This is a genomic window from Halobacillus sp. ABH2_015 (assembly GCF_056158945.1).
This window is the reverse complement of sequence record NZ_JBSWUG010000002.1, coordinates 2,800,918-2,825,059: the sequence shown is the minus strand read 5'-3', so window position 1 is coordinate 2,825,059 and position 24,142 is coordinate 2,800,918. Positions and strand designations below refer to the sequence as shown.

The following is a 24,142-nucleotide window of genomic DNA, read 5'->3' as shown; positions in this document are numbered from 1 at the left end:
TGAGCTTCTATTCTCCTAAGTCTCCGATGAAAGTATCACGTCCTCTTTTTTTCCTTCGTTTACTCTTATTTAACGTTCTTCTCTATCTTCCGTGACAGCGATAAGAGGCTTCTGGTTTCAAGGGGGGGGAGTAAGGATATGGAAAAGGAGGGAGGGCATTTTTATATGAAAGTATTGGCGATTGCCTCCGTCATGCTTGGCATCTTAGTCGTCCAGACTATCAGTTTCTTCTATCCAAGTTGGAAAGAGTTAAAAGAAGCCCCCTTTTCCGATGGGAAAAATAGAGGGTTTGGTTGGCTGGGATTCGGCATACTGCTTCTTATGATTATCTTAAGCCAGCTTATTCTTCCAATATAGTTACCCGCTTTATAACAGTCACCCAGAACCTAAACTCCGGGGGCTGTATTTTCTCTCCTCGTTTGAAAATGAACGCCTCTGGCTGGGCTCTCCCTCCTCTTCACCTATATGCTCCCTGCCTTGAAGGAAGCAGTCTTATTCTACTACGATAAGTATGTTTTCCTGCTCCTCTGTTTTACCAAAACAACTAGTCAAAACCCCATGTACATAAATGAAGAAATATCCTTCAATCGTATTGTTAGTCTCCAGGTAAGGAACGATTCCGACAGGTTGGCAAGGTGTCATTTTTGTGTCATGACACCTTGCCGCTGTATTTCTATCTTATTTTTGGAAGTTGAGGATGATGTTCTTTAAGAGCGGAGCCTTCTGCCGGTCTCGTGATCCGGCGCCTCCGTCTCAGCCCCTTTAGACTTCATAAACGACAACGAATATTGGTTGAACGTGTGGGGAGCATCCAGGTTTACGACGTGTCCGGATCCCTTCACTTCAATAAAGTCAGCGTTAGGGAGCCCTGAGATATCCTCCAGCACATGATCGATGAACATATGATCTCCTTCGCCCATCATGTAAAGCTTCGGGACATGAGCGGATGGCTCGACGGCTTCTGTGAACGTCCCTCTGACGGTCGGAGCGATGTCATACCAGCCGAGGAATTCGTTTCTTTTCATTTGGGCCGCCTCCTTAATAAACGAATTTCTGGATTCCTGATGATTTTTACGTGGCATAAGGATGTGAGCAAATATCGTATACAGCCACATGTGCGGCACAAACTTTTTGACCATGCTGCCGATCAGCAGCAACAGCTTGGGAAGTGGTGTAATTTTCGTAATCACTCCGCCAAGGACAGCCGTTTCGACACGATTGGGAGCAATGGCAAGGATTTGATGGACAACGACGGCCCCCAATGATATTCCCACCATATGGGCTTTGTGAATACCGATATCATCGAGGACATCGACAACATCCCGGGCTCCCCGCGTAAATGAAAAATCGTCAACGTCAAGAACGCTTGGAGATTTTTTATGTCCTCTTAAATGCACGGCGACCACATTAAAATGATTTCGATAGCTTTTAATCTGAGGGAAGAAGATATTTGCACTTCCCCCGATACCGTGAATTAAAAATACGTACTCTTTATTTGGGTCATTACCGAAAATCTTATATTCTAACAAATATTTTTCTCCTGTCTATAAAAAAATTCCTTTAGAATATTTATAACATATTGAGTACCATTATTGTTTAAATCTCTGAATTCTTCAGCACATTCCTTGGACCCTGTCATCCTAAGCTTTTATCCCTGGTGGAGAAGGAGAGGGGTCTGCCTTTGTATGGATAATTTTTGCAGTAATTTTCGGAAAGGTGTTGTATTTTGAGAAAATTTAAAATAATATAAAAAGTAACATACCCACCGGTAGGTATGTGGACTCTCAGTGAGGAAAGAGGTTGATCACATGCATTTACGCTTGACCGATGAACAGGAAATGGTAAGAAAAACCATTCGTAAATTTGTGGAAAAGGAACTAATACCTCTGGAAAACGATGTGCTTCGTAATGAACGGGAAGGAAAGCCGAGCCTTCCGGAAGGGAAGATGGAAGAACTTCAACAGAAGGCGAAGGAAGCGGGCTTCTGGGGGATCAATACCCCGGCTGACTATGGCGGCGCAGATTTAGGGCAGATGATGCTGGCCATCGTTCAAATGGAAGTCGCACGAACGTTTGTGCCTTTCCAGTTTGGCGGTTCTGCCGACAATATTCTCTATTACGGAAATGAGAAACAGAAGGAAACGTACTTAATCCCGACGATTCAGGGAGAGAAGAAATCCTGTTTTGCGATGACAGAACCGGGAGCCGGGTCGGATACGAGGAACCTTCGGACAACAGCGGTGAAGGATGGCAGTGACTGGGTGATCAATGGAGAGAAAACATTCATCACCGGTGGAAATGAAGCAGACTTTGTCATGGTCATTGCGGTAACCAACAAAGAGCTTCATCAAGAATCGAATGGACGAAAAGGGGTGACCTGTTTCATTGCAGATCGTTCGATGGGCTGGGAATCTGAGTACATCCATACGATGGGCGAATGGGGTCCGGCGGCTCTCATTTTTGATAACGTCCGGGTTCCGGAGGAAAATATCCTTGGTGAGATCGATCATGGGTATGACCTCGGCCTTGAATGGATCGGGTTTGCCCGCTGGATCGTGGGAGCACGCGCGGTTGGTGCAGCAGAGCGTCTGCTGAATATGGCCATCGATTATGCGAACGAACGCGAAACCTTCGGAAAGCCGATTGGGGAGCGGCAGGCGATTCAATGGCAGATTGCGGATTCCGCTGTGGAGGTGGAAGCAGCGAAGTGGCTCGTATTAAACGCGGCCTTTACGTTGGACCAGGGAGAGGATAACCGGCACTACGCATCGATGGCGAAGCTGTACGGAGCGAACATGGGCAACAATGTGATCGACCGTGTTCTACAGATTCACGGCGGTATGGGCTATACGCGGGAACTGCCGATTGAACGGTGGTACAGGGAAGCAAGGCTGTGGCGGATTTATGACGGGACAGACGAGATTCAACGGTTGATCATATCCAGAAATCTATTAAAAGGCCATGTGAAGATTGGTTGATGGAGGAGGTATACGATGAGGGAGAGATTTAAAGACAGGACAGCCTTTATCACCGGTGGGAGCCGTGGTATCGGAAAAGGTATAGCCCGCCATTTCGCAGAAAACGGAGCGAAGGTGGCCGTTATTGACGTCAATGAGGAAGCGCTTCAGGAACTGGAGGCAGAATTCCGTGACGAAGGCTTTGAAGTCTTCTGCCAAAAAGCGGATGTGACACAGTACAAAGAAGTCGAAAAGGCTGTAAAGGAGACCCACGAGCGGTTTGGATCGGTCGATATTCTGATTAACAACGCCGGTGTCATCCGTGACAATATGCTCTACAAAATGACAGATGAGGACTGGGATACCGTAATGGATGTCCATTTAAAAGGGTCCTTTCATGCAGCCAGGGCTGTTCAATCGTACATGGTGGAACAGAAGTATGGGCGGATTGTGAACATTTCTTCGACTTCTGCGCTCGGAAACCGCGGTCAGGCGAATTATGCCACCGCTAAAGCCGGTCTGCAGGGATTTACGAAGACGCTGGCGATTGAGCTTGGGAAATACGGCGTGACCGCCAACGCGGTAGCCCCCGGATTCATTGAAACCGATATGACGAAAGCGACAGCTGCCCGGATCGGGATTACTTTTGATGAGCTTGTCCAGGCTAGTGTGGCTCAGATTCCTGTCGGGCGCAGCGGAAAGCCGGAGGATATCGCGCATACGGCAGCTTTCTTTGCGGATGAAGCTTCATCTTTTGTCAACGGCCAGGTCATCTACGTCGCAGGTGGACCAAGAACGTAACAAAAAAGGAGAGGTGTCCGTGTTTAAAGAAACGGTAGGAAAAAAATCGACGCCGGTAAAGAACGTCGTTGAACGTGGGGCAGTGAAGAAGTTCGCAGAAGCCATCGGGGATCCGCATCCGTTGTTTATCGATGAAGAAGCGGTGCAGCGAAATATTGCTCCGCCTACCTTTCCGCGGGTGTTTGAATATGGGGGGATCGAAGGACTCCACCTCCCTGAAAAAGGATTGATTCACGGGGAGCAGCATTATCACTACAGCCGCCCTCTCTATGTGGGGGAAGATGTTTATTGTTACGCCCAGGTGGACGATTATTATGAGCGGAGCGGACGGAGCGGCGAGATGGGGTTTCTTAAAGTGAAGCGGTATGGCGAAGATATTGACGGCCGGCTCATTTTTTCAGAAGAACAGGTTGTGATCATTACGGAAGCGGTCAGAAAGGGGATGAATGTATGAACCCAATGGACGGCGTCCAGCCCGGAGATAAGCTGAAGACGGTGACGCTTCCGGCTGTAACAAGACTTGATTTAATCAAATATGCCGGGGCATCCGGGGATTATAATCCGATTCATACGGTTGATGAAGAAGCAGAAAAAGCCGGGATCCCCGGCGTGATTGCGCATGGGATGTGGACGATGGGAAGTCTTGCCAAGCTGTTCACTCCTTTTTATGAAGATGGATTTATCCAGGATTATTCCATCCGCTTTCAGGGGATGGTGTTTGTCGGCGACGTCCTGACCCTGCATGCGGATGTCGTCAGTCACGAGGAATCCATGATTACATTTGATGTCTATGCGAGAAACCAGCAGGAAAAAGATGTGATTCGTGGAAGTGTGGTATTCAGGAAGCATTTAGAAACTTCAGCTACATAAAGGGGGAAGAGCGATGTATTTTGAGCATTCTGAGAAAGTGATAAAGCTGCAGGAAAAGCTGACGACGTTCATGGAAACATATGTTTACCCGAATGAAGCCTTGTATGAGGAGCAGTTGAAAAAGGAAGACCGCTTTTCTGAAGTTCCACCGATCATGGAGGAATTGAAAACGAGGGCAAAAGAAGAGGGATTGTGGAACTTATTTCTCCCCGAAAGTGAATACGGGGCCGGCCTTACAAACATGGAATACGCGCCGCTGTGCGAGATCATGGGGCGTTCGGCCATTGCACCGGAAGTCTTCAACTGCGCCGCACCGGATACAGGCAATATGGAAGTACTCGTCCGCTATGGGACAGAGGAACAGAAAAAGCAGTGGCTGGAGCCTTTGCTGCGCGGGGAAATCCGTTCCTGCTTTTCAATGACAGAGCCGGATGTCGCTTCTTCCGATGCTACAAACGTGCAGACGAGCATCACGAAAGTCGGAGATGAATACGTCATTAATGGGACGAAATGGTGGTCGTCAGGTGCCGGTGATCCCCGCTGTAAAATCAGTATCGTGATGGGGAAAAACGATCCGGATGCGGCAAGGCATGAACAGCAGTCGATGATCCTTGTACCACTGGATTCCGAAGGCGTTACGATAAAGCGTTTACTTCCCGTCTTCGGCTATGATCATGCCCCACATGGGCACGCGGAAATTGAATTCAAGGATGTCCGTGTACCGGCCTCCAACCTTCTGTGGGACGAAGGTAAAGGATTTGCTATCGCCCAGGGCCGGCTTGGACCGGGGCGGATTCATCACTGCATGCGTACGATCGGCGCAGCAGAACGGGCGCTCGAGCTGATGTGCGAACGTGTGAAAAGCAGGCAGGCTTTTGGAAAACCGCTGGCTGACCAAGGGGTGGTCCGTGAATGGATTGCAGATTCCCGGATTGATATTGAACAAGCCCGCCTGCTTACATTAAAAGCGGCCTACATGATGGATACGGTCGGCAACAAGGAAGCTAAATCTGAAATCGCCATGATTAAGGTGGTGGCCCCGAACATGGCGTTGAAAGTCATTGACCGCGCCATCCAGGCCTTCGGAGCGGCTGGTGTGAGCGGAGATTTTGAACTGGCGGCCAACTGGGCCAACATTCGTACGTTACGGCTGGCGGACGGGCCTGATGAAGTCCACCGCCGGGCAATCGCCAAGTATGAGCTGGCGAAAGACTATGCAAGGAGCATGGTCCATGCACGCCAGTGAGCTGTTTAATCTCACGGGTCAGGTAGCGGTCGTTACAGGTGGTGGGCGCGGTCTTGGCAGACAGATGGCTCAAGGCCTGGCAGAGTCAGGCGCGCATGTGGTCATCTGCTCCAGAAAGTATGAGCCCTGCCTGGAGGTGAGTGAGCAGCTGAAGGAGCACGGTGTGGATGCTCTTGCATTCGCTTGTGATGTCACCGACCCGGATTCCATCCAGGACGTCGTAGACAAAACCGTCGACCACTTCGGAAAAATCGATATTCTCGTCAACAACAGTGGAGCCACTTGGGGCGCTCCTGTCGAGGACATGCCGCTGAGTGCGTGGCAGAAGGTATTCCAAGTGAATGTGACCGGCACCTTTCTCATGTCCCAGGCGGTCGGCCGTGTGATGCTGAAGCAGGGAGAAGGAGCAATCATTAATATCTCTTCTGTGGCAGGCATGAAAGGATCGGATCCGGAGTATATGGATACGATCGGCTACAATTCCAGCAAGGGTGCCGTTTTAACCTTTACTAAGGATCTGGCGGTGAAATGGGGGCCGAGGGGCATCCGCGTCAATGCCATTGCGCCGGGATTTTTCCCGACGAAAATGTCGGAAGTGCTTATGGAGCGGAGCGGTGAGGCGTTCTTGAAGAATACCCCGCTCCGGAAGTTCGGCAGTGAAGATGACTTGAAAGGTGCGGTGATTTTCCTAAGTTCGAAAGCATCAAAGCATATCACAGGGGATGTGATTATCATTGATGGTGGATCACATGCGATGTGAAAAGGAGGAAGAATATGAGTGATCGAGAGGCTGTCATCGTTTCAGCCGTCCGGACAGCGATAGGCAGGCAGGGCGGAGCACTGGCTTCTGTTCCTGCCCACTTTCTTGGGGCCGAAGTCATCAAAGAAGCGGTGAAGCGTTCGGGTGTACAGGCAGACAGCATTGAAGATGTCATTTTTGGTAACGTGCTGAGTGGTGGCGGGAACATTGCGAGACTGTCAGCCCTGCAGTCCGGGTTATCGATGGAGCTTCCCGGCCTGACGGTGGACCGGCAGTGTGGATCAGGCTTGAATGCCATCCATCTGGCTGCCCAGGCCATTGAAGCGGGACATGGAGAAGTGTATGTCGCAGGAGGAACGGAAAGTATGAGCCGGGCGCCGTACTTGATGGACAAGCCTGAGCGTGCCTACCATCCGGCTCCACCGAAATTCAGAGCATCGCAGCTTTCACCTGAGGAAATCGGGGATCCGCCGATGGGAATGACAGCCGAAAACCTGGCGGAAAACTACCAGATCTCCAGAGAGGCCCAGGATCAGTTCGCCCAGGCGAGTCAGGAACGGATGGCGGCTGCTGTGGAAGCCGGACGTTTTACCGAGCAGATCGTTCCCCTTCACATTCCGGTGAAAAAAGGAGAGCCGGTCGTATTTGATAAAGATGAGCACCCGCGTCCGAACTCTACGCTTGAGGGCATGGCGAAGCTTCCACCGGCTTTTCGGAAAGAAGGGTCCGTAACGGCAGCCAACAGCTCGGGCTTGAATGATGCGGCCTCAGCTCTCACAATCATGTCGCGGGCCAAAGCGGAGGAAATGGGAGCTTCTCCTATGGCTGAAGTCCTCGGCTGTACGGTCGCAGGTGTAGATCCGAACATGATGGGAATCGGCCCGGTGCCGGCTGTGAAGAAGGTCCTGAAGAAAACGGGATTATCCTTGGAAGATATGGACGTGATTGAAATCAATGAGGCGTTCGCGGCCCAGGTATTAGCCTGCCAGGCGGAACTGGACATGGATATGGATAAGGTGAATGTGAACGGCGGAGCCATAGCCCACGGTCATCCGCTCGGCGCTACCGGGGCGATCCTTGCAGTGAAAGCCATTTATGAACTGCAGCGGCAGAAAGCCTCTTACGCGCTGGTGACGGCTTGTATCGGCGGCGGGCAGGGGATCGCTATGATTCTGGAACGTTCGAAATAAGGTCTCTTTCATAAAAAATGGGGATGTTATAATAAAATCACTTCCCAACATGAAAGGACACGGTATCTATGAAACAGGAAATCATTCAAACAAGTATTCATTTATTTGATAAAAAAGGCTTCACCGAAACGTCTCTTCAGGAAATCGTCGAGGAGATCGGCGTGACAAAAGGAACATTTTATTACTACTTTAAAAATAAACAGGAGCTGCTGACGGATATCCATCTGGATTTCATTGAATTCCTGCTCGGAAACCAACAGAAAATCTTAAACGACACCAACCAGGATTCCAAGGACAAACTGCGTTCGATGATTTTCATGGTGCTGGACAGCATCAAGTACAGGAAAAAGAGCGCACGGATCTTTTTCCGTGAAATACGCAACCTCGGCCCTGATTATTTAGAACAGATTGTAGAAAAAAGGGACCAGTTCCGCGTCAACCTCCAACAGCTGGTGGAAGAAGGAATCGAAAAGGGGGATTTCCAAAGCAGTCTGGATCCGAATATGGTGACAAGAGGCATTCTTGGGATGACGAACTGGAGCTATTACTGGTTTGACCCGGACCGGGAAGTGTCGGCCGAAGAACTGACGAACATTTACTTGTCGATGATCTTGAATGGAATCAGCTCCAAGGAATGACAAGCCTTTTTCATAAGGCTTCGACATTCACATACTGACTGGTAGGAATGGATGGTGTGAGATGATTTATAAAAGCGTGGTAGGAATCAGGTTTTCTGAAACGGATATGGCCGGTCACGTGAATAACACGAGTTATTTCATCTATTTGGAGGAAGCGCGGGGGAAGTTTTTTCGCGACTTGTTTCAAGAGCAGGAGGATACGCTCGGCCGGTTTATCCTCGCGTCAACGAAGTGTGACTTCATCAGTCAGGCCTACTTCGGACAGCACCTGCTTATAGAAACGACGATCTCAAAAATTGGAACTTCCAGCTTTACATTTGCCCACCGCGTTTATGTAGAAGGCACCGACCAGCTTGTAGCTGCATCGGAAGCGGTGGTTGTCCATTTCAATTATGAAAGGCAGAAAAGCGAAGCCCTCCCGCCGGAATGGCGGATGATGCTTGAGGATTACGTAAAAAAGGGGGTGAACCTTTGAGTCGTTTTACAAACAAAGTGGCCGTTGTAACAGGAGCGGGCAGTGGGATCGGGGAGCAGACAGCCAAAAAACTTGCCCTTGAAGGAGCGTCTGTCGTCCTTGTCGGGCGTACAAAGGAAAAACTGGAGCGGGTGGCCGCTGACATTCTGGAAAACGAAGGGGCAGAGGTCTTTGTTTTCCAAGCGGATGTGAAAAACGAGAATCAAGTAGCCGGACTTGCTTCCTTCGTCGAAGAAACGTTTGGGGATCTGCATATCCTTGTGAACAATGCGGGAACATCGGGCAATGCGACGATTATGGAACTGGGTGCTGATGAATGGGACAGGATTCAGGAAACGAATATCAAAAGTGTGTTTCTGACCTCCAAGGCGCTTGGGAAAATTATGATGGAAGGTTCGGATGGTGCACGGGCCATCATCAATGTGGCATCCCTGTCCGGCCATAAGGCAGGAGCAAAAATCCCGCACTACAGCTCATCGAAAGCGGCGGTGATTCATTTCACACGTTCTCTTGCTCTTGAATTTGCTGAAAAAGGGATCCGCGTCAATTCCGTATCACCGGGATTCGCTGAAACCCCGATGACGGCGGATGGTCTGAAGAACAAACGCTTTGAAGAGGCTGTCAATCGCAATACAGCGCTTGGAAGAGTCGGACAGCCGGAGGAAATCGCCAGCGTCATCTGTTTTGCTGCGTCCGATGAAGCCTCATACATGACAGGTTCAGATCTTCTTGTTGATGGAGGCTGGCTCATAAAGTAGTCTGTCTGAATTTTTGGTAACGCTTACATTAAAGAGGAGTGATCTCATGCTGACCAAGCATTATGATTTCTGGCCGACGTTAACGAAGACACTCACGATTCCTGAAACGACACTCTACGATAACCTGCGTATATCCGCCGAGCGCTATCCAACCCATGAAGCGATCCGCTATTATGGAACGGGTCTTTCCTACGGGGAATTGAAGGAACAGGTAGACAGCCTGGCCGGATACCTTCAGGTCCATTTGGACGTGGACAAGGGAGATAAAGTCTTGTTGTTCATGCAGAATTCTCCGCAGTTCATTATCGGGTATTATGCCATTTTACGAGCGGGAGCGGTCGTTGTACCGATCAATCCGATGCTGAAGACGAACGAACTGGAGTTTTATGTGAAAGACGGGGCCATCAAACATGCCCTTGCTGGACAGGAACTGATGGATGTCGTCGAACCGCTCTTGGAATCGTCGTCCCTGTCATCCATTGTAGCCGCGGCCTACTCTGATTATGTGAAGGAATCCGGCAGCGTGGAGCTACCGCCGGAAGTGTCGGCTGCTAAACAAGTGTATACCGAGGAGGCCGTTCACGTATGGTCGGAAGCTCTTGCTCTGCATGTGCCTGCCAGAGACGTCGCTGCGAGTGTCGATGATCTCGCTGTCATGCCGTATACGTCAGGGACGACCGGACTTCCAAAAGGCTGTATGCATACGCACCGGACCGTCCAGGCGAATACACTCGGTGCCTATTACTGGTCACGCGTGACGATGGATGCCCGCTCCCTCGGGACGCTTCCCCTGTTCCACGTCACTGGTATGGTCCACAGCATGCATATGCCGATTTACAGTGGAAGCACGATGGTGCTTATGACACGTTGGAACAGGGAAACCGCCCGGCAGCTGCTGAGCAGCGAGCAGTGTACTCACTGGGTGACGATCAGTACGATGCTTGTGGATTTTCTGGCGAACCCTGAACTGCAGGCGGAGGACATGGCTTCTCTTCATGGCATATCCGGAGGCGGTGCTGCTTTTCCGAAGGCACTTGGCGAAAAATTGTACAAGCTGACAGGTCTTGAATTTGTGGAAGGATACGGGCTTTCAGAAACGATTGCCCAGACCCACTTCAATCCACAGGAGCGGCCGAAAATGCAGTGCCTCGGCATTCCTTCCTTTGATGTCGATGCGAGAATCATCGACCCCGGGACTCTTGAGGAAATGGGCGCCGGGGAGATTGGTGAAATTGTCGTGCATGGCCCCCAGGTGATGACCGGCTATTACAACCGGGAGGATGAAAACGAGCATGCGTTTATCCATATCGATGGGAAATCCTTTTTCAGAACGGGAGATATTGGACGCTTTGACGAAGAGGGCTACTTTTTCATGGTCGATCGTTTGAAGCGGATGATCAACGCTTCCGGCTACAACGTATGGCCGACAGAAGTCGAGTCTGCGCTCTACGATCATCCAGCAGTCCAGCAGGCGTGTGTCGTCGGGGTTCCTGATCCAAGAAAAGGAGAGGAAATCAAAGCTTTTGTCATTTTGAATGACGGCTTTGAGGGAGAGATCACGGAAGATGCGATCATTTCCTGGGCCAAAGAAAAGATGGCTGCCTATAAGTATCCACGCAAGGTGGAATTTGTCGAGGCATTCCCGATGACCAACAGCGGGAAAATCCTCTGGCGCAAGCTTCAGGAACAGGAAAGGCAGAAGGCAGAAACCGGACCACTGGAATAATAACACCCGGTCCCGGTAAATCCGGGGCCGGCCGCTTTTAAATTGAAGGTAAAGGGGACGTTCCATGGATATCTTCATTCAGCAGGTGTTTAATGGTTTGACGATTGGAAGTGTCTACAGTCTGGTGGCGCTTGGTCTGACACTTGTGTACGGCATCCTTCACATTCCGAACTTTGCCCATGGCGCATTATACATGCTGGGTGCGTACATAACCTTGACGATGATGCTTTTGTGGGGGATCCATTACTGGATTGCGATGGCTGTTTCGGTTCTTGTTGTCGGTCTGCTTGGAGTGTTAATGGACAGACTGGTGTTTCATCCCCTTCGTAATGCACCGCCGATCCATGACAAAATTGCGGCCATCGGTATTTTATTGTTTCTTGAAGCCTTTGCCCAGCTGATCTGGGGAGCGGACTACCGTACAATGGAAACGCCATATGGTCAGGTCGTCAACCTTTTCGGAATGACCGCAACGACGCAGCGTGTCCTGATTAATATCGGAGCTGTCGTCGTCATGATTCTGCTTTACTTGTTTTTGAAAAAGACGTACACAGGCTCCACGATCATTGCTATGGCACAGAACCGCGAAGGGGCCAGTTTAGTGGGCATCAACACAAGCCGGGTCGCCATGCTGACGTTCATGCTGTCCGGGGGCCTCGCCGCTGTTGCTGCTTCTTTATCCGCACCCATCAACCTTGTGTTTCCCGGTATGGGGCATCTCGTCATTCTGAAAGCTTTCGTCATTATTATCCTTGGGGGGATGGGCAGCGTACCCGGAGCTATTTTAGGCGGGTACATTCTAGGGTTTACCGAAAGCCTTGGAGCCACGTACATCTCGAATGACTACAAGGATATCATTGCCTTCTTAATGCTTGTGATCATTCTGTCGATCAAGCCTAAAGGATTGTTTTCAAGGGAGGGCTTTTAATTGGTCTCACTTCTGAAAAACAGAGGATGGATCATGGGGTTTATCGCTGCCGGCGTTCTATTTCCCTTTGTTCTGCCCAACGCTTATTTTCTGCATATTTTAACGCTTGCCTTTATTTGGATGATTGCCGTATACGGTCTGAATCTACTGGCCGGCTACACCGGTTATTTGTCCCTGGCCCATGCTGGATTTTTTGCCGTCGGTGCGTACGGGTTGGGATTGTTGACGGTCAAGACAGGTATGAACTACTGGTTCGCGCTCCTCCTGGCCTGCCTGATCACTAGTGCGGTCGGTTTGATCGTCGGTCTCGTAGCTCTAAGAACGAGAGAGCACTTCTTTGCCATCTATACGCTTTGTGTCGGATACATCATCTACCTCATCATCGACAAATGGGACAGCCTTACCGGCGGTGTGCGCGGGTTGATCGGCATCCCTGAACCTTCCAATATCGGACCCATATCCTTCCAGACGCCGATTTCTCAATACTATTTAATTTTTGCTTTTCTTCTGTTCACGATTCTGGTTATGTACCGGATCGTCCATTCCTTGACCGGCCGGACGTTTATAGCGATCCGCAACAGTGAAGACCTGGCACGCACGCTCGGCATATCCACGATGAAAAATAAGCTGATGGCTTTTGTCCTCTCGGCGTTTTTCGCCGGCCTTGCCGGGGCTCTGTATGCTTCGTTCATCCGCTTCATTGGTCCGGACATTGGTTACATTACGATTATTTTTGATCTGCTGACCTATCTGCTGGTCGGCGGTATCGGAACACTCGCAGGTCCCATCGTAGGAACCTTCCTCATTGTCGCCTTGTCTCAGTCGCTGCAGTTTCTTCAGGATTACCGGATGCTCATCTTCGGCCCGCTCTTAACCTTATTGATTATTTTTTATCCGCGGGGAATTGTTGGAGCCTATCATGACTGGCGTTTGAAACGGAATCCTGCTCAGCGGAGGCGTCCGCAGAAAGAGCAGGAGTACTTTGAGACAGAAGAATCGGAGAAACAGGTGAAGGAGGGATGAGCATGTTGATGGAGACAAAAAAGCTGACGAAGCAGTTTGGTGGTCTCACGGCTGTCAATGACGTGGATTTTACGATTGAAAAAGGGAAGATCAATGCGATCATCGGACCGAACGGTGCTGGAAAGTCCACCTTTTTCAATCTGCTGAGTGGTACGTACACCCCTTCCGCTGGTCAGGTGTTTTATAAAGGACAGGAGATTACGAAACGGCCGCCGGAAAGAATCGCAAGGCTTGGCGTTGCCCGGACGTTTCAGACGACGCATTTGTTTGAAGAATCCACCGTGCTCGATAACGTGATTGTCGGTCACCGCCTCCGGACGTCATCGAACTTATGGGATGCCGTTTTCCGCACGAAGCGTTTCAAATTTGAAGAAAAGAAATGCCGGGATAAAGCGATGGAAGTGCTGGATTTCGTCGAGCTCACCCATGTCATGGACGAGCCGGCCGGAAGCATCACCCAGGAGGAGAAGAAGCGGGTGGCCTTTGCCCTTGCTCTGGCCACTAATCCCGAAGTCGTCTTCCTGGATGAACCGACAGCAGGTATCAACCCCGGGGAAACCGCAGGGCTGGCCTCACTGATGGAAAAAATGGTGCAGCGGGGCATTACCGTCTGCTTGATTGAGCACAAAATGAAAATGATCATGAAGCTGGCGGACAAAATCATGGTTTTGAATTATGGTGAGAAAATTGCTGAAGGGACGGCCGAGGAAATCATGAATAACCAAGCGGTCATCGAAGCTTACTTAGGGGGCGGTGCGAGTGCTTGAGTTAACCGATGTGTCGATACGATATGGATCCTTTACCGCTGTAGAAAACATCAATATTCACGTAGGAAAGGGAGAACTCGTCGTTCTGCTCGGTTCCAACGGTGCAGGAAAAAGTTCGACGTTTAACACGATCAGCGGACTGCAGAAACCGAGTGACGGAACCATTCTTTTCGAGGACCGCCCGATTCAAGGGGCTGGACCTGATAAAATCGTCCGTTCAGGCATAGTCCAGTGCGCTGAAGACCGGAAGCTCTTTCCGCAGATGACGGTCAAGGAAAACCTTGTAATGGGAGGCTATGTGCACCGGAGGAAGCGGAAGCAGGTGAATCAGTCTTTGCAGGATGTTTTTGAACTGTTCCCGATATTACAGGAGAAAAAAGATCAGCCCGCCGGCTCCTTAAGCGGAGGCCAGCAGCAGATGCTTGCCATCGGGCGGGCACTCATGGCTCAACCGAAGCTGCTGCTGCTGGATGAGCCATCCATCGGCCTCGCTCCGCTGATTGTCGAGCAGATGTTCGAAGTGATTCAGAAAATTAATCAAGACGGGACGACGGTCCTGCTTGCCGAGCAGAATGCGTTTGCGGCCTTGAAGATTGCCCACCGAGGCTATGTCTTTGAAAGTGGATCGGTCGTTGTAGAAGGGACAGCGGAAGAACTGCTGGCAAATGATACGGTCCGGAAAGCTTATATCGGGGCCTGATGGCAGCGTTCCGCTTTTGTCCGGTCTGCACCAAACATTTCATATCTAGGGGGATCTTTTATGAAAATGATCAAAGATTCAGCTGTTTTCCTATTGGCCGTCCTGCTTCTGCTTCTCGCTGGCTGTATTGATAACCCATCGAACCAGTCCGCAAGCGGGGGAGGCAGTGAAGCTGAATCCGAAGCAGCGGAAGTCGAAGAGGGAGAAGAAGTCGTCAGTATCGGATACAGTGGTCCATTGAGCGGTCCCGCTGCCTATTACGGCGAGCGTACATTAAACGGACTCAAGCTTGCTGTTGATGAAATCAACAATAATGGCGGCTTTGACATTGATGAGCAGACATACAAGTTCAACCTCGTGTCGCTGGATGACAAGTATCTGCCGAATGAAACCGCAGCGAATGCGAAACGTCTGATTCAGGAAAACGACACACCGGTCGTATTTTCCCCCCACAGCGGCGGAATCAAGGCGATGCAGGTATTTAATGAACAGGAGAACTTCTTGATTGGGGCGTATACGAGTGAACCTGCCGTTACCGCTGAAGGAAACAAGTTAACCGTACGGGTACCTCCAAGCTATGATGGTTACCTTGAACCATTTACATCCTATGCGATGGAAAACCACGGCATGAAGCTTGCGGCCCTGCCAACAGCCTCCCAGTATGGGAAGGACTGGACAGAAGCGATTGTACCTTACTGGGAAGAACAAGGCGGAGAAGTGGTGTACAATTCTTCGATCGATTTTTCCAAGGATACCGACTTTTTCACGCTTGTGACCAACGCCTTGAAGGAAGATCCCGACGTTTTGTTCATTGGAGGCCCATCTGAACCGACTGCTAAAGTAGCGAAGCAGGCACGGGAGCTTGGTTTCGAAGGCGGGTTTATGATTATGGACCAGGCTAAACTGGATGAGATGGAGGCGGTTACCGGATCGTATGAATCACTGGAAGGGTCCGTCGGGGTTCTGCCACTGGCCAATTCCGAATACCCGGGAACGCCCGCTTTTATCGAAAAATATAAAGAGGAGCACAATGAAGTGCCGGGATCTGAAGCAGGGTACCATTATGTAGCGATGAACATTTTGATGGAAGCGATGAAGGCGGCAGGCAGCGTCGATGATCCGAAAGCCATCCGTGACCATATACAGGACGGCCTTGATGCCCTGCCGGAAGAAAAAGAAGTGTACACCATTGAAGAAATCGGGGAAGATGGCGGTTTTGCTACGGATTTAAGCATTGCTGCTGTGGAAAATGGTGAAATCGTAACGATTGAAGTCAACGATTGATGGTACCGGACAACCTGGCGGTGATTCCTACAGCATCGCCGGGTTTCTTTTTTCAAGGAGGAAGGAGAGGCGAAAGATGGACTTTTAACTGGACGAACAGACGACAGCGTTGAAAAAGAGTGTCAGAGCTTTTGTACAGTCAGAAGTGGAAGCGGCTGCCGCCGTCATTGAAAAGGAAGACCATATTCCTGAAGCGATTATGAAAATGTCCCGAGACCTCGGATTGTTCGGATTAAGCATCCCGGAGGAATACGGCGGATTAGGCATTTCAATGGTCGGAAAATGTGCCTTGTATGAGGAAATCGGAGCGACCCACAACGGATATACAACAGTGATCGGCGCACATACAGGCATTGGCAGCGTAGGGATTGTCGAGCTTGGAACCCAGGAGCAGAAAGCCAAGTATCTGCGCCGGATGGCAGCGGGGACAACGCTGGGCGCTTTTGCCCTGACCGAGCCTGGAGCAGGATCCAATGCCAGTGCTTTAAAGACGACGGCGGTGAAACAAGGCGACCGCTATATTCTAAACGGAACGAAGCATTACATTACGAATGCGACGGTTGCGGATGTGTTTACAGTTATGGCCGTTACCGATCCGGAAAAAGGGGCGAAGGGGATCACCTCGTTCATTGTAGAAAAGGATTTTCCCGGCTTCAAGGTCGGAGCTGTGGAACCGAAAATGGGCCTGCACGGCTCCCAATCAGCCGAAATCATTCTCGAAGATTGTGAAGTTCCGGAAGAAAATGTGCTCGGAAAAGAAGGGGAAGGGTATTTGAATGCCTTGAAGATTCTTGCCAACGGCAGGGCAGGTCTTGCTGCAAGGAACCTGGGCTCCTGTCAGAAACTGCTCGACATGTCGATGCAGTATGTGGAGGAGCGGCAGCAGTTCGAGGTCCCGATTATCGAGCACCAGGCGGTCGCCCATATGATATCGGAAATGGCAGTGGAAATCGAAGCGCTCCGTTCCTTTACGTACCGGGTGGCATGGATGGTGGATCAAGGAAAAAAGGTCATTAAAGAAGCCGCCATGCTGAAGCTTTATGGATCGGAAGTGTATAACCGCTTGGCGGATAAGGCGGTTCAGGTGCACGGAGGGATCGGCTATATCTCAGATTATCCGGTAGAACGCTTTTACAGAGATGCGAGGATTACAAGGATTTATGAAGGGACTTCAGAGATTCAAAAAAATATCATAGCCGGGCAGCTGCGGAAGGAATATGCCCGTTGATGGAAGGAGGGCGCTCATGAACGAAGAAATCGTTATCGTCAGTGCTGTGCGGACGCCTGTCGGCCGGTATGGCGGTTCGCTGAGGAATAAATCTTCCGGGCATCTCGCATCTCACGCGATCAAAGGGGCCATATCCGCGGCCGGGCTGAAGGGCGACGATATAAGCGAAGTGATTCTTGGAGAAGTCCGGCAGACGACAGAAGCTTCGAACGTGGCCCGTGTGGCTTCTTTGAGAGCAGGAATTCCTGAATCATCCCCGGCATATACGATCAATCGGTTGTGTGCATCCGGTCTGGAAGCGATCGCTTCTGGTGTTCAGCAGATTGCTTTTCAACAGGCAGATATTGTAGTAGCCGGCGGCACAGAGAGTATGAGCCGCGCACCCCTGTATTTAAGACAGGCAAGGTTTGGGGAAGGAGACCCTGTCTTAGTAGACTCCCATAAGGAAGCCGGTCAGCAGCCAAAAGAAATGTATGGGCCTGACCTCGGGATGGGTATAACCGCTGAAAATGTCGCCGAACGCTATGGCATCTCAAGAGAAGATCAGGATGTATTTGCGCTTGAGAGCCAGCGGCGTGCTGCTGCTGCGTTGGAGGCAGGGTTTTTTTCAGGCGAAGTAATCCCTTATGAAGTGAAAGGTAGAAAAGGGATTCAAACGATCAAGATTGATGAGCACCTACGTCCGGAAACGACAAAGGAAAAGCTGGCTTCTCTACGTCCGGTATTTAAGGAGAATGGGACGGTGACAGCCGGGAATGCCTGCGGCCGCAATGACGGAGCGGCTGCTGTGGTCATGATGACGAGGCGGAAAGCAGAGGAAATGGGATGTGTCCCCCTTGTCAAAATCACGGACTGGGCGGTGGCCGGTGTCTCCCCGGAAGTCATGGGAATTGGTCCTGTACCCGCTGTCCAAAAGCTGATGGACCGCACAGCCTTGAGTCTGAAGGATATCAGGTTGATAGAGTTGAATGAAGCTTTTGCTGCTCAGGCACTTGCCGTTATCCGGGAGCTGGAAGTGGATTCCGATATCGTGAACGTCAATGGCGGAGCGATTGCCCTCGGTCACCCGGTCGGGGCAAGTGGGACGCGGATCGTGACAACGCTGATTCATGAAATGAAGCGGAGAAAGGAAAGATATGGACTTGCCACGTTGTGCGCGGGTGGCGGTCAGGGCATGGCGATGCTGTTGGAACGTGCTTAAGGAAGGAATCTAAGAAAGGGAGCGGTGTTGTGGAATATCAAAACATAGCGTATGTGAAAGAAGATCGTCTCGCTTATATTGTTATTAATCGTCCTGAGGTCCGGAATGCCTTAAGTCAGGCCGTGCTCGATGAAATGGAGGACGCGCTGGGCCGGGCAGAGGGAGATGATGACGTAGGCATCGTCATTTTCACCGGACAGGGAGAAAAAGCATTTGCCGCCGGCGCTGATATTCAGCAGCTGACCGAAGCGGAAGCGGTGGATGCATTGAAGAACGGCGATATGCAGCAGTTGTACGATAAGATCGAAGCTTACCAAAAGCCGACGATAGCCATGGTCAATGGCTTTGCGCTCGGTGGCGGCTGTGAACTGGCGATGTGCTGTAACATCCGTATCGCCTCCATCCACGCTTCCTTCGGTCTTCCTGAGTTGTCGTTATCCATCATCCCGGGCGCCGGAGGTACCCAGCGCCTGACCCGTTTAGTGGGCAAAGGAAAGGCTCTGGAAATGATTTTGACAGGGAAAAGGATATCCGCAGAAGAAGCTCTGGCGATCGGGCTTGTCACGAAAGTGGTTACGCCGGAACGACTGCGCACAGAGGTTGAGGAAACAAGTGCGAGCATTCTGGCTAAAGGTCCGCTCGCCGTCCAGCTCGCAAAACTTTCAGTTCATATGGGGGCGGAAACTGATATGAAAACCGCACTAATGCTTGAACGCCTCTCTCAGGCGGTCCTGTTCAACTCTGAGGACAAAAATGAAGGGGCGCGGGCTTTTCTCGAAAAAAGGAAGCCTTCTTTTGAAGGCAGATAACAGGAAAAGGGCGGATTTCCGCCCTTTTTGTGATTTCCGGAGGATTTCCCGGGAAATATGGATCAGGCATTAGTGGTGATTTAGTGATTGGTTGATATAGTTCCGATTTAATCGAAATATTTCAAATTTGGCTGATATATTCCGAATTTAATTGATATATTCAAAAACTAATTGATATATGGACAAAAAAATGGATATCCATCTACCTCTAACCCTAATTTCCTCATCCTTTCTGCCGGTTTACAATACTCCTCACATCCTTTAAGATAGTCTGTATGCAAAATACTTACCTAAGTAAATAATCAAGAGGTGATAGGATGGAACGCTCCGATCATAATATTCTCCACCTGTTAAACCAGCAGGTGCGGCGGTTGAACCAAAGGATGAACGAAAAGCTGAAGGAATACGACTTGTACATGTCCCAATGGGCGGTCATATATACCCTCCATAGGATGGGGCCGATGACGCAGAAAGAAATCTGGCAGTATTTGAATGTGGAAGCTCCGACGGTTACAAGGACCATTACCCGTTTGGAAGAAAAGGGATGGCTTGTCCGTAAGCAGGGGTCCGATAAGCGGCAGCGCATCATCCATATTTCTCCTGAGGCGGAACAACGAAGAGATGAAATAGCCGCAAGTATTCGGAAGTATGAAGATGAACAGCTGCTTCAACTTACAGAAGCAGAAGAAAAGCAGCTCCGTGGTCTCCTGGAAAGAATGATCATAGAGGAGGGGAATGACAATGCAGAAGACTAACCAGCCGATTTGGACAAAAAACTTTATCAGCGTATCACTCACGCATTTCTTTGTCTTTGTAACCTTTTATGCGCTGCTAACCACTCTCCCTATTTACGTGATCGATGAACTTGGCGGTAATGAGGCCCAGGGAGGTCTTGTCGTCACCGCCATTATGGTGGCCGCCATTTTGATCCGGCCGTTTTCCGGTAAGTTTTTAGAAAAGACAGGTAAGAAAAAAGGGCTTATTGCAGCAGCCTCCCTTTATTTGCTTACGATGATCTTTTATCTGACGGTCTCTCAGTTTGAAGGATTGATTGCTCTGAGGTTTATTCACGGTCTTTCCTTCGCCGTTGTAACGACAGCAACAGGAGCTATCGCAGCGGACGTCGTTCCCGCACAAAGGCGTGGAGAAGGACTTGGGTATTTTGCGATGTCCATGAATGTGGCGGTCGTTGTCGGACCGTTTGTTGGTCTTTCGATTCTCCAGGCGGCTCCTTTTGAGACCTTGTTTATCGTTTTAAGTGTGTTTATGCTGCTTGGTGTGATCAGTTCATTGATGATCCGTTCTTCAAGTGAAAAAGCCGCACCGAAGACAGAACAGAAAACAGCGAAGGTATCTTTCCATGATTTATTTGAAACAAGAGCCTTGCCGACAGCCTTGATTGCAAGCCTTGTTGCTTTTTCCTATTCCAGTATTGTGTCGTTTATATCCGTATACGCGAATACCCTGGGGCTCGGAGGCGTATCCAGTTACTTCTTTGTCGTCTTCGCTGTTGTGATGATTGTTTCACGCCCTTCTCTCGGCCGGGCATTTGATAATAAAGGACCGAGTATTGTCATTCTTCCGAGTCTGCTTATTTTTGCAGGAGGCTTGATCCTGCTTGGGTATATCGATTCCTTATGGGGAATGCTGCTCGCCGGAGCCATCATCGGCCTTGGTTATGGATCACTGCTGCCGAGTTTCCAAACAATGGCTGTCCAGTCTGCTCCAGAGCATCGGAGCGGCCATGCCACGGCCACCTTTTTCATGATGTATGACACCGGAATCGCAGCAGGCTCCTATGTTTTAGGTTTGCTCGTTTCCATGACAAGCTTTCGTGTGACCTATCAGATCAGTGGGATTCTCGTTCTTCTCGTACTCGGAATCTTTTATTATGCTTATACACGCCAACAGAAAACGCGGATGGTAAAAGAGAGAGCTGAAGAAATCTGATGGGACAGCTTTTTCTATAAAAAGCAGCTCATTTGGCTACACTGGTGACAAAGAGGTGGTCAAATGGTGAAAGAGGAAGGAAACTTTATGAAGGGGCTGCTCTGGGCGGTTTTATTATCGGTTCCTTTGTGGGGATTGATTTTGACAGCAGTCTATATGTTTTTAAAAATAAATTGATTTTAAGGCAGGGTCCCTGAGGGGGATCCTGCCTTTTTCGTAATTATGAACGCTGATCAAGTTCCTTTCTATTTGTCTGATCCATCTTTATTTACCAAATATTTTAAAAATTATACTTGCTTTTCTGTATGCGCTTCCATTAGAATGGATAACAACGAAAGGTACCTATGTATTTTAAAAGGTAGTTATCTTTTAACGGGGAGGAACAATATGTTAAAGACTATTCAGAAGTGTAATGAAGGTATGGAAATCCACCATATTGATGAGGAGTCCTTCCACTTGTTTGGAAGAGTGCATGAAAATTTTCCAAAAGGTCCTTTACTAGAAAAAATGAAAGATGTCTCTATTCCAGCGGAAGGAAATGTCTACGAACCTGCTAATCTAAGGTTGGAAACAGCAGGGGTTAAAGAAAAAATTGAGAACTTTTATTATGGTGGGATGCCTGTCCAGATTGGTTTTTGTGTAGGTAAGAACTCACATTTAGGAGGGTTGGAATTCCACAAGGGAAGCGAATTCAACATAGCTGTCACTGATATGGTTCTCTTAATAGGTCATTTTAATGATATAAAAGATCATACGTTTTCAACAGAGCATTTAAGGGCGTTTTATGTGCCGGAGGGTTATGTAGTCGAATTGTTTCAAACCACCTTACACTTAGCTCCTTGTAAAGTATCTGAAGAAGGGTTTAAAACGATTGTTATTCTTCCAGAAGGCACAAACACCCCTCTAAATCAGTCAGCTGTCGAGCAGGATCTCCTTCTATTTAAGAAAAATAAGTGGCTGCTATCCCATAAGGATCATCAGCGTTTTGTATCTGAAGGAGCGCATGTTGGTATAAAAGGTCCTAACGTTTTTGTGAATTATTCAATGGAGCGAGAGGGAGGAAAGCAGCAATGAATCTCTTTTTTACACTGGTTACATGTGTCTTGTTCATGGGTTTGGTGGGCTGGGTGTCTTATCGGAAATCCAAGGGACAGGTGAATGATTCCGACGGATACTTTCTGGCGGGAAGAGGGTTGACAGGCGGATTTATTGCAGGGAGTCTACTGCTGACAAACTTGTCTGCTGAACAATTAATAGGCCTGAATGGCCAGGCCTATCGTACAAACCTTTCAAATATGGCCTGGGAAGTGACCGCTCCCATCGCAGTCATCATTATGGCTTTGGTCTTACTTCCCAAATATCTGGGTGGTGCATTTTCAACGCTTCCTGAATTTTTAAGTACCCGCTTTGATGATGGGGTGAGAAGATACATCGTTGTTCTGTTTATGCTGGGGTATGCGTTCGTGACGATCCCTTCTGTTCTTTATTCAGGTGCACTGGCTGTTTTAAAACTGTTTGATGTTCCTTCCCTGCTGGGGATATCTTTTGAGTCTTCGGTATGGCTGGTCATATGGGTCATTGGTATTATCGGAGCTGTTTATGCTATCTTTGGTGGCTTAAGAGCCGTAGCTGTATCTGACACATTAAACGGAATCGGCCTTTTGCTGATCGGTTTGATGATTCCTGTTATCGGATTGTTTGCCCTTGGAGATGGAAACTTCTTTAGAGGATTTGAAACGATGGCAACAGATAATGCTGATAAGCTGAATGCTATTGGTGGAAAGGAAGACTCTGTACCATTTTCAGCGATTTTTACAGGAATGATTTTCATGAATATGTTTTACTGGGGAACAAACCAGTATGTAATTCAACGGGCTCTTGGAGCTAAAAACCTCGCTGAAGGTCAAAAAGGCGTTCTGTTTTCAGGTTTTTACAAGCTCCTCGTTCCAATCTTAATGATGATTCCAGGTGTTATTGCTTTTCATTTGTATGGCTCCGGATTTAAGACGGTAGATTTAGCTTATCCAACTATGGTTACGAATTTGATGCCGACCATTTTTTCCGGGTTGTTTCTTGCAGTGCTGCTCGGCGCGGTCTTCTCCAGCTTTAACTCCTTGTTGAACTCAGCTGCGACCATGTTCGCTCTGGATGTTTACAAGACAGGATTTAAACCGGATGCATCGGATGAGCAGTTGATTCGTGTAAGTAAATATTTTGGAACCATTCTGGCTCTGGTGTCCTTTTTTATTTCACCGATGCTGATGAGTGCACCGGATGGTCTTTGGGACATCATCCGTAAGTTTACTGGTTTCTTCAACATTCCAATCATTGCTATTGTCCTTGTAGGGATTGCATCGAAATTTGTCCCCCCTCTGGGAGCAAAAATAGCTGTCATCTTTCATGTAGTGACCTACTATATGCTGGTATGGGGGTTAAATCAGTTGTTCGGTATTGAAATTACCATGAACTTTATCCATATCTCTGCTATTCTTTTCTTCATCGAAGTAGGGATTATGCTGGGTGTGGGATATATACGGCCTCTTTCAGAACCGTATTCTTTCAAACATGCACCAAAAGTGAGCATGGTACCATGGAAGTACGCGATCCCTACAGCTATTATTCTCTTAAGTTTAATTGTATTCGTTTACATTACATTCTCTCCAATAGGATTGGCATACCCGGATGCGGTCGTTTCGTCATGGTTCTGGGCAGCGTCAGGCGGTTTAATTGGATTGACAACTGTAACCTTAGTATTTGCTCTGAAAAAGTGGGACAAGAAATATGATCAAGTTTTAGAAAATCAAACCAAAAAAGCAGCAAATTTATAGGAG

General features: G+C 49.1%; 25 protein-coding genes. 24 read left to right on the top strand and 1 reads right to left on the bottom strand.

Going from position 1 to position 24,142, the window contains the following annotated elements:
- Nucleotides 1-138: 138 nt before the first annotated feature.
- Nucleotides 139-357: a hypothetical protein gene (locus tag ACXAD6_RS14895; RefSeq protein WP_474969540.1), complete on the top strand. Its 219-nt coding sequence runs from the start codon at nt 139-141 to the stop codon at nt 355-357.
- Between the two features lie 350 nt (nt 358-707).
- Here ACXAD6_RS14895 and ACXAD6_RS14890 read toward each other — a convergent pair whose 3' ends face one another.
- Nucleotides 708-1,529 (bottom strand): alpha/beta fold hydrolase, encoded by an 822-nt coding sequence (locus ACXAD6_RS14890; protein WP_474969539.1) that lies wholly within the window; start codon nt 1,527-1,529, stop codon nt 708-710.
- Between the two features lie 279 nt (nt 1,530-1,808).
- On the opposite strand from ACXAD6_RS14890, the gene ACXAD6_RS14885 reads away from it, so the two are divergent.
- The 23 genes from ACXAD6_RS14885 to ACXAD6_RS14775 all read left to right on the top strand — a co-directional run bounded on the left by ACXAD6_RS14885 (nt 1,809) and on the right by ACXAD6_RS14775 (nt 24,139).
- Nucleotides 1,809-2,978: an acyl-CoA dehydrogenase family protein gene (locus ACXAD6_RS14885; protein ID WP_027954953.1), complete on the top strand. Its 1,170-nt coding sequence runs from the start codon at nt 1,809-1,811 to the stop codon at nt 2,976-2,978.
- A 15-nt stretch (nt 2,979-2,993) separates the two neighbouring features.
- Entirely contained in the window at nt 2,994-3,758 is a 765-nt protein-coding gene (fabG, locus tag ACXAD6_RS14880; protein ID WP_474969538.1) for a 3-oxoacyl-ACP reductase FabG, read from the top strand.
- 19 nt (nt 3,759-3,777) lie between these two features.
- Nucleotides 3,778-4,212: a MaoC family dehydratase N-terminal domain-containing protein gene (locus ACXAD6_RS14875; protein WP_474969537.1), complete on the top strand. Its 435-nt coding sequence runs from the start codon at nt 3,778-3,780 to the stop codon at nt 4,210-4,212.
- Nucleotides 4,209-4,628 (top strand): MaoC/PaaZ C-terminal domain-containing protein, encoded by a 420-nt coding sequence (locus ACXAD6_RS14870; protein ID WP_474969536.1) that lies wholly within the window; start codon nt 4,209-4,211, stop codon nt 4,626-4,628. The genes ACXAD6_RS14875 and ACXAD6_RS14870 overlap by 4 nt, the downstream gene beginning before the upstream one ends.
- Before the next feature lie 13 nt (nt 4,629-4,641).
- The gene (locus ACXAD6_RS14865; RefSeq protein WP_474969535.1) at nt 4,642-5,874 is read left to right on the top strand and encodes an acyl-CoA dehydrogenase; all 1,233 of its coding nucleotides are present in this window, start codon (nt 4,642-4,644) and stop codon (nt 5,872-5,874) included.
- Nucleotides 5,861-6,634, top strand: a complete 774-nt coding sequence (locus tag ACXAD6_RS14860; RefSeq protein ID WP_474969534.1) for an SDR family oxidoreductase — start codon at nt 5,861-5,863, stop codon at nt 6,632-6,634. Before ACXAD6_RS14865 ends, ACXAD6_RS14860 begins: the two co-directional genes overlap by 14 nt.
- Nucleotides 6,635-6,648: 14 nt before the next feature.
- Nucleotides 6,649-7,824 (top strand): thiolase family protein, encoded by a 1,176-nt coding sequence (locus ACXAD6_RS14855; RefSeq protein ID WP_474969533.1) that lies wholly within the window; start codon nt 6,649-6,651, stop codon nt 7,822-7,824.
- Between the two features lie 68 nt (nt 7,825-7,892).
- On the top strand, nt 7,893-8,462 hold the full coding sequence (locus ACXAD6_RS14850; RefSeq protein ID WP_474969532.1) for a TetR/AcrR family transcriptional regulator: 570 nt from the start codon (nt 7,893-7,895) through the stop codon (nt 8,460-8,462).
- A 61-nt stretch (nt 8,463-8,523) separates the two neighbouring features.
- Nucleotides 8,524-8,937: an acyl-CoA thioesterase gene (locus tag ACXAD6_RS14845; protein ID WP_474969531.1), complete on the top strand. Its 414-nt coding sequence runs from the start codon at nt 8,524-8,526 to the stop codon at nt 8,935-8,937.
- Nucleotides 8,934-9,695, top strand: a complete 762-nt coding sequence (locus ACXAD6_RS14840) for an SDR family NAD(P)-dependent oxidoreductase (protein ID WP_474969530.1) — start codon at nt 8,934-8,936, stop codon at nt 9,693-9,695. The genes ACXAD6_RS14845 and ACXAD6_RS14840 overlap by 4 nt, the downstream gene beginning before the upstream one ends.
- Before the next feature lie 46 nt (nt 9,696-9,741).
- On the top strand, nt 9,742-11,421 hold the full coding sequence (locus tag ACXAD6_RS14835) for a long-chain fatty acid--CoA ligase (protein WP_474969529.1): 1,680 nt from the start codon (nt 9,742-9,744) through the stop codon (nt 11,419-11,421).
- Nucleotides 11,422-11,485: 64 nt separating this feature from the next.
- Nucleotides 11,486-12,349, top strand: a complete 864-nt coding sequence (locus ACXAD6_RS14830; protein WP_206933365.1) for a branched-chain amino acid ABC transporter permease — start codon at nt 11,486-11,488, stop codon at nt 12,347-12,349.
- Nucleotides 12,350-13,372 (top strand): branched-chain amino acid ABC transporter permease, encoded by a 1,023-nt coding sequence (locus ACXAD6_RS14825; protein ID WP_474969528.1) that lies wholly within the window; start codon nt 12,350-12,352, stop codon nt 13,370-13,372.
- A 2-nt stretch (nt 13,373-13,374) separates the two neighbouring features.
- Nucleotides 13,375-14,139, top strand: coding sequence for an ABC transporter ATP-binding protein (locus ACXAD6_RS14820; RefSeq protein ID WP_474969527.1), 765 nt, complete (start codon nt 13,375-13,377; stop codon nt 14,137-14,139).
- Nucleotides 14,132-14,839 carry an ABC transporter ATP-binding protein gene (locus ACXAD6_RS14815; protein ID WP_474969526.1) on the top strand — a complete coding sequence of 236 codons (708 nt, stop codon included), beginning with the start codon at nt 14,132-14,134 and terminating at the stop codon, nt 14,837-14,839. Before ACXAD6_RS14820 ends, ACXAD6_RS14815 begins: the two co-directional genes overlap by 8 nt.
- 60 nt (nt 14,840-14,899) lie before the next feature.
- Nucleotides 14,900-16,123 carry an ABC transporter substrate-binding protein gene (locus tag ACXAD6_RS14810; protein ID WP_474969525.1) on the top strand — a complete coding sequence of 408 codons (1,224 nt, stop codon included), beginning with the start codon at nt 14,900-14,902 and terminating at the stop codon, nt 16,121-16,123.
- An 88-nt stretch (nt 16,124-16,211) separates the two neighbouring features.
- On the top strand, nt 16,212-17,351 hold the full coding sequence (locus ACXAD6_RS14805) for an acyl-CoA dehydrogenase family protein (RefSeq protein ID WP_474970435.1): 1,140 nt from the start codon (nt 16,212-16,214) through the stop codon (nt 17,349-17,351).
- Nucleotides 17,352-17,367: 16 nt separating this feature from the next.
- Nucleotides 17,368-18,552, top strand: coding sequence for a thiolase family protein (locus ACXAD6_RS14800; protein ID WP_474969524.1), 1,185 nt, complete (start codon nt 17,368-17,370; stop codon nt 18,550-18,552).
- Nucleotides 18,553-18,581: 29 nt separating this feature from the next.
- Nucleotides 18,582-19,361 carry an enoyl-CoA hydratase/isomerase family protein gene (locus ACXAD6_RS14795; RefSeq protein ID WP_474969523.1) on the top strand — a complete coding sequence of 260 codons (780 nt, stop codon included), beginning with the start codon at nt 18,582-18,584 and terminating at the stop codon, nt 19,359-19,361.
- A 317-nt stretch (nt 19,362-19,678) separates the two neighbouring features.
- Nucleotides 19,679-20,116: a MarR family winged helix-turn-helix transcriptional regulator gene (locus ACXAD6_RS14790; protein WP_474969522.1), complete on the top strand. Its 438-nt coding sequence runs from the start codon at nt 19,679-19,681 to the stop codon at nt 20,114-20,116.
- Nucleotides 20,103-21,311, top strand: a complete 1,209-nt coding sequence (locus ACXAD6_RS14785) for an MFS transporter (RefSeq protein WP_474969521.1) — start codon at nt 20,103-20,105, stop codon at nt 21,309-21,311. Before ACXAD6_RS14790 ends, ACXAD6_RS14785 begins: the two co-directional genes overlap by 14 nt.
- A gap of 387 nt (nt 21,312-21,698) precedes the next feature.
- Nucleotides 21,699-22,385, top strand: a complete 687-nt coding sequence (locus ACXAD6_RS14780; RefSeq protein ID WP_474969520.1) for a DUF4867 family protein — start codon at nt 21,699-21,701, stop codon at nt 22,383-22,385.
- Complete coding sequence (locus ACXAD6_RS14775) at nt 22,382-24,139, top strand: solute:sodium symporter family transporter (protein ID WP_474969519.1); 1,758 nt, start codon at nt 22,382-22,384, stop codon at nt 24,137-24,139. The genes ACXAD6_RS14780 and ACXAD6_RS14775 overlap by 4 nt, the downstream gene beginning before the upstream one ends.
- The last annotated feature ends 3 nt before the right edge of the window (nt 24,140-24,142 follow it).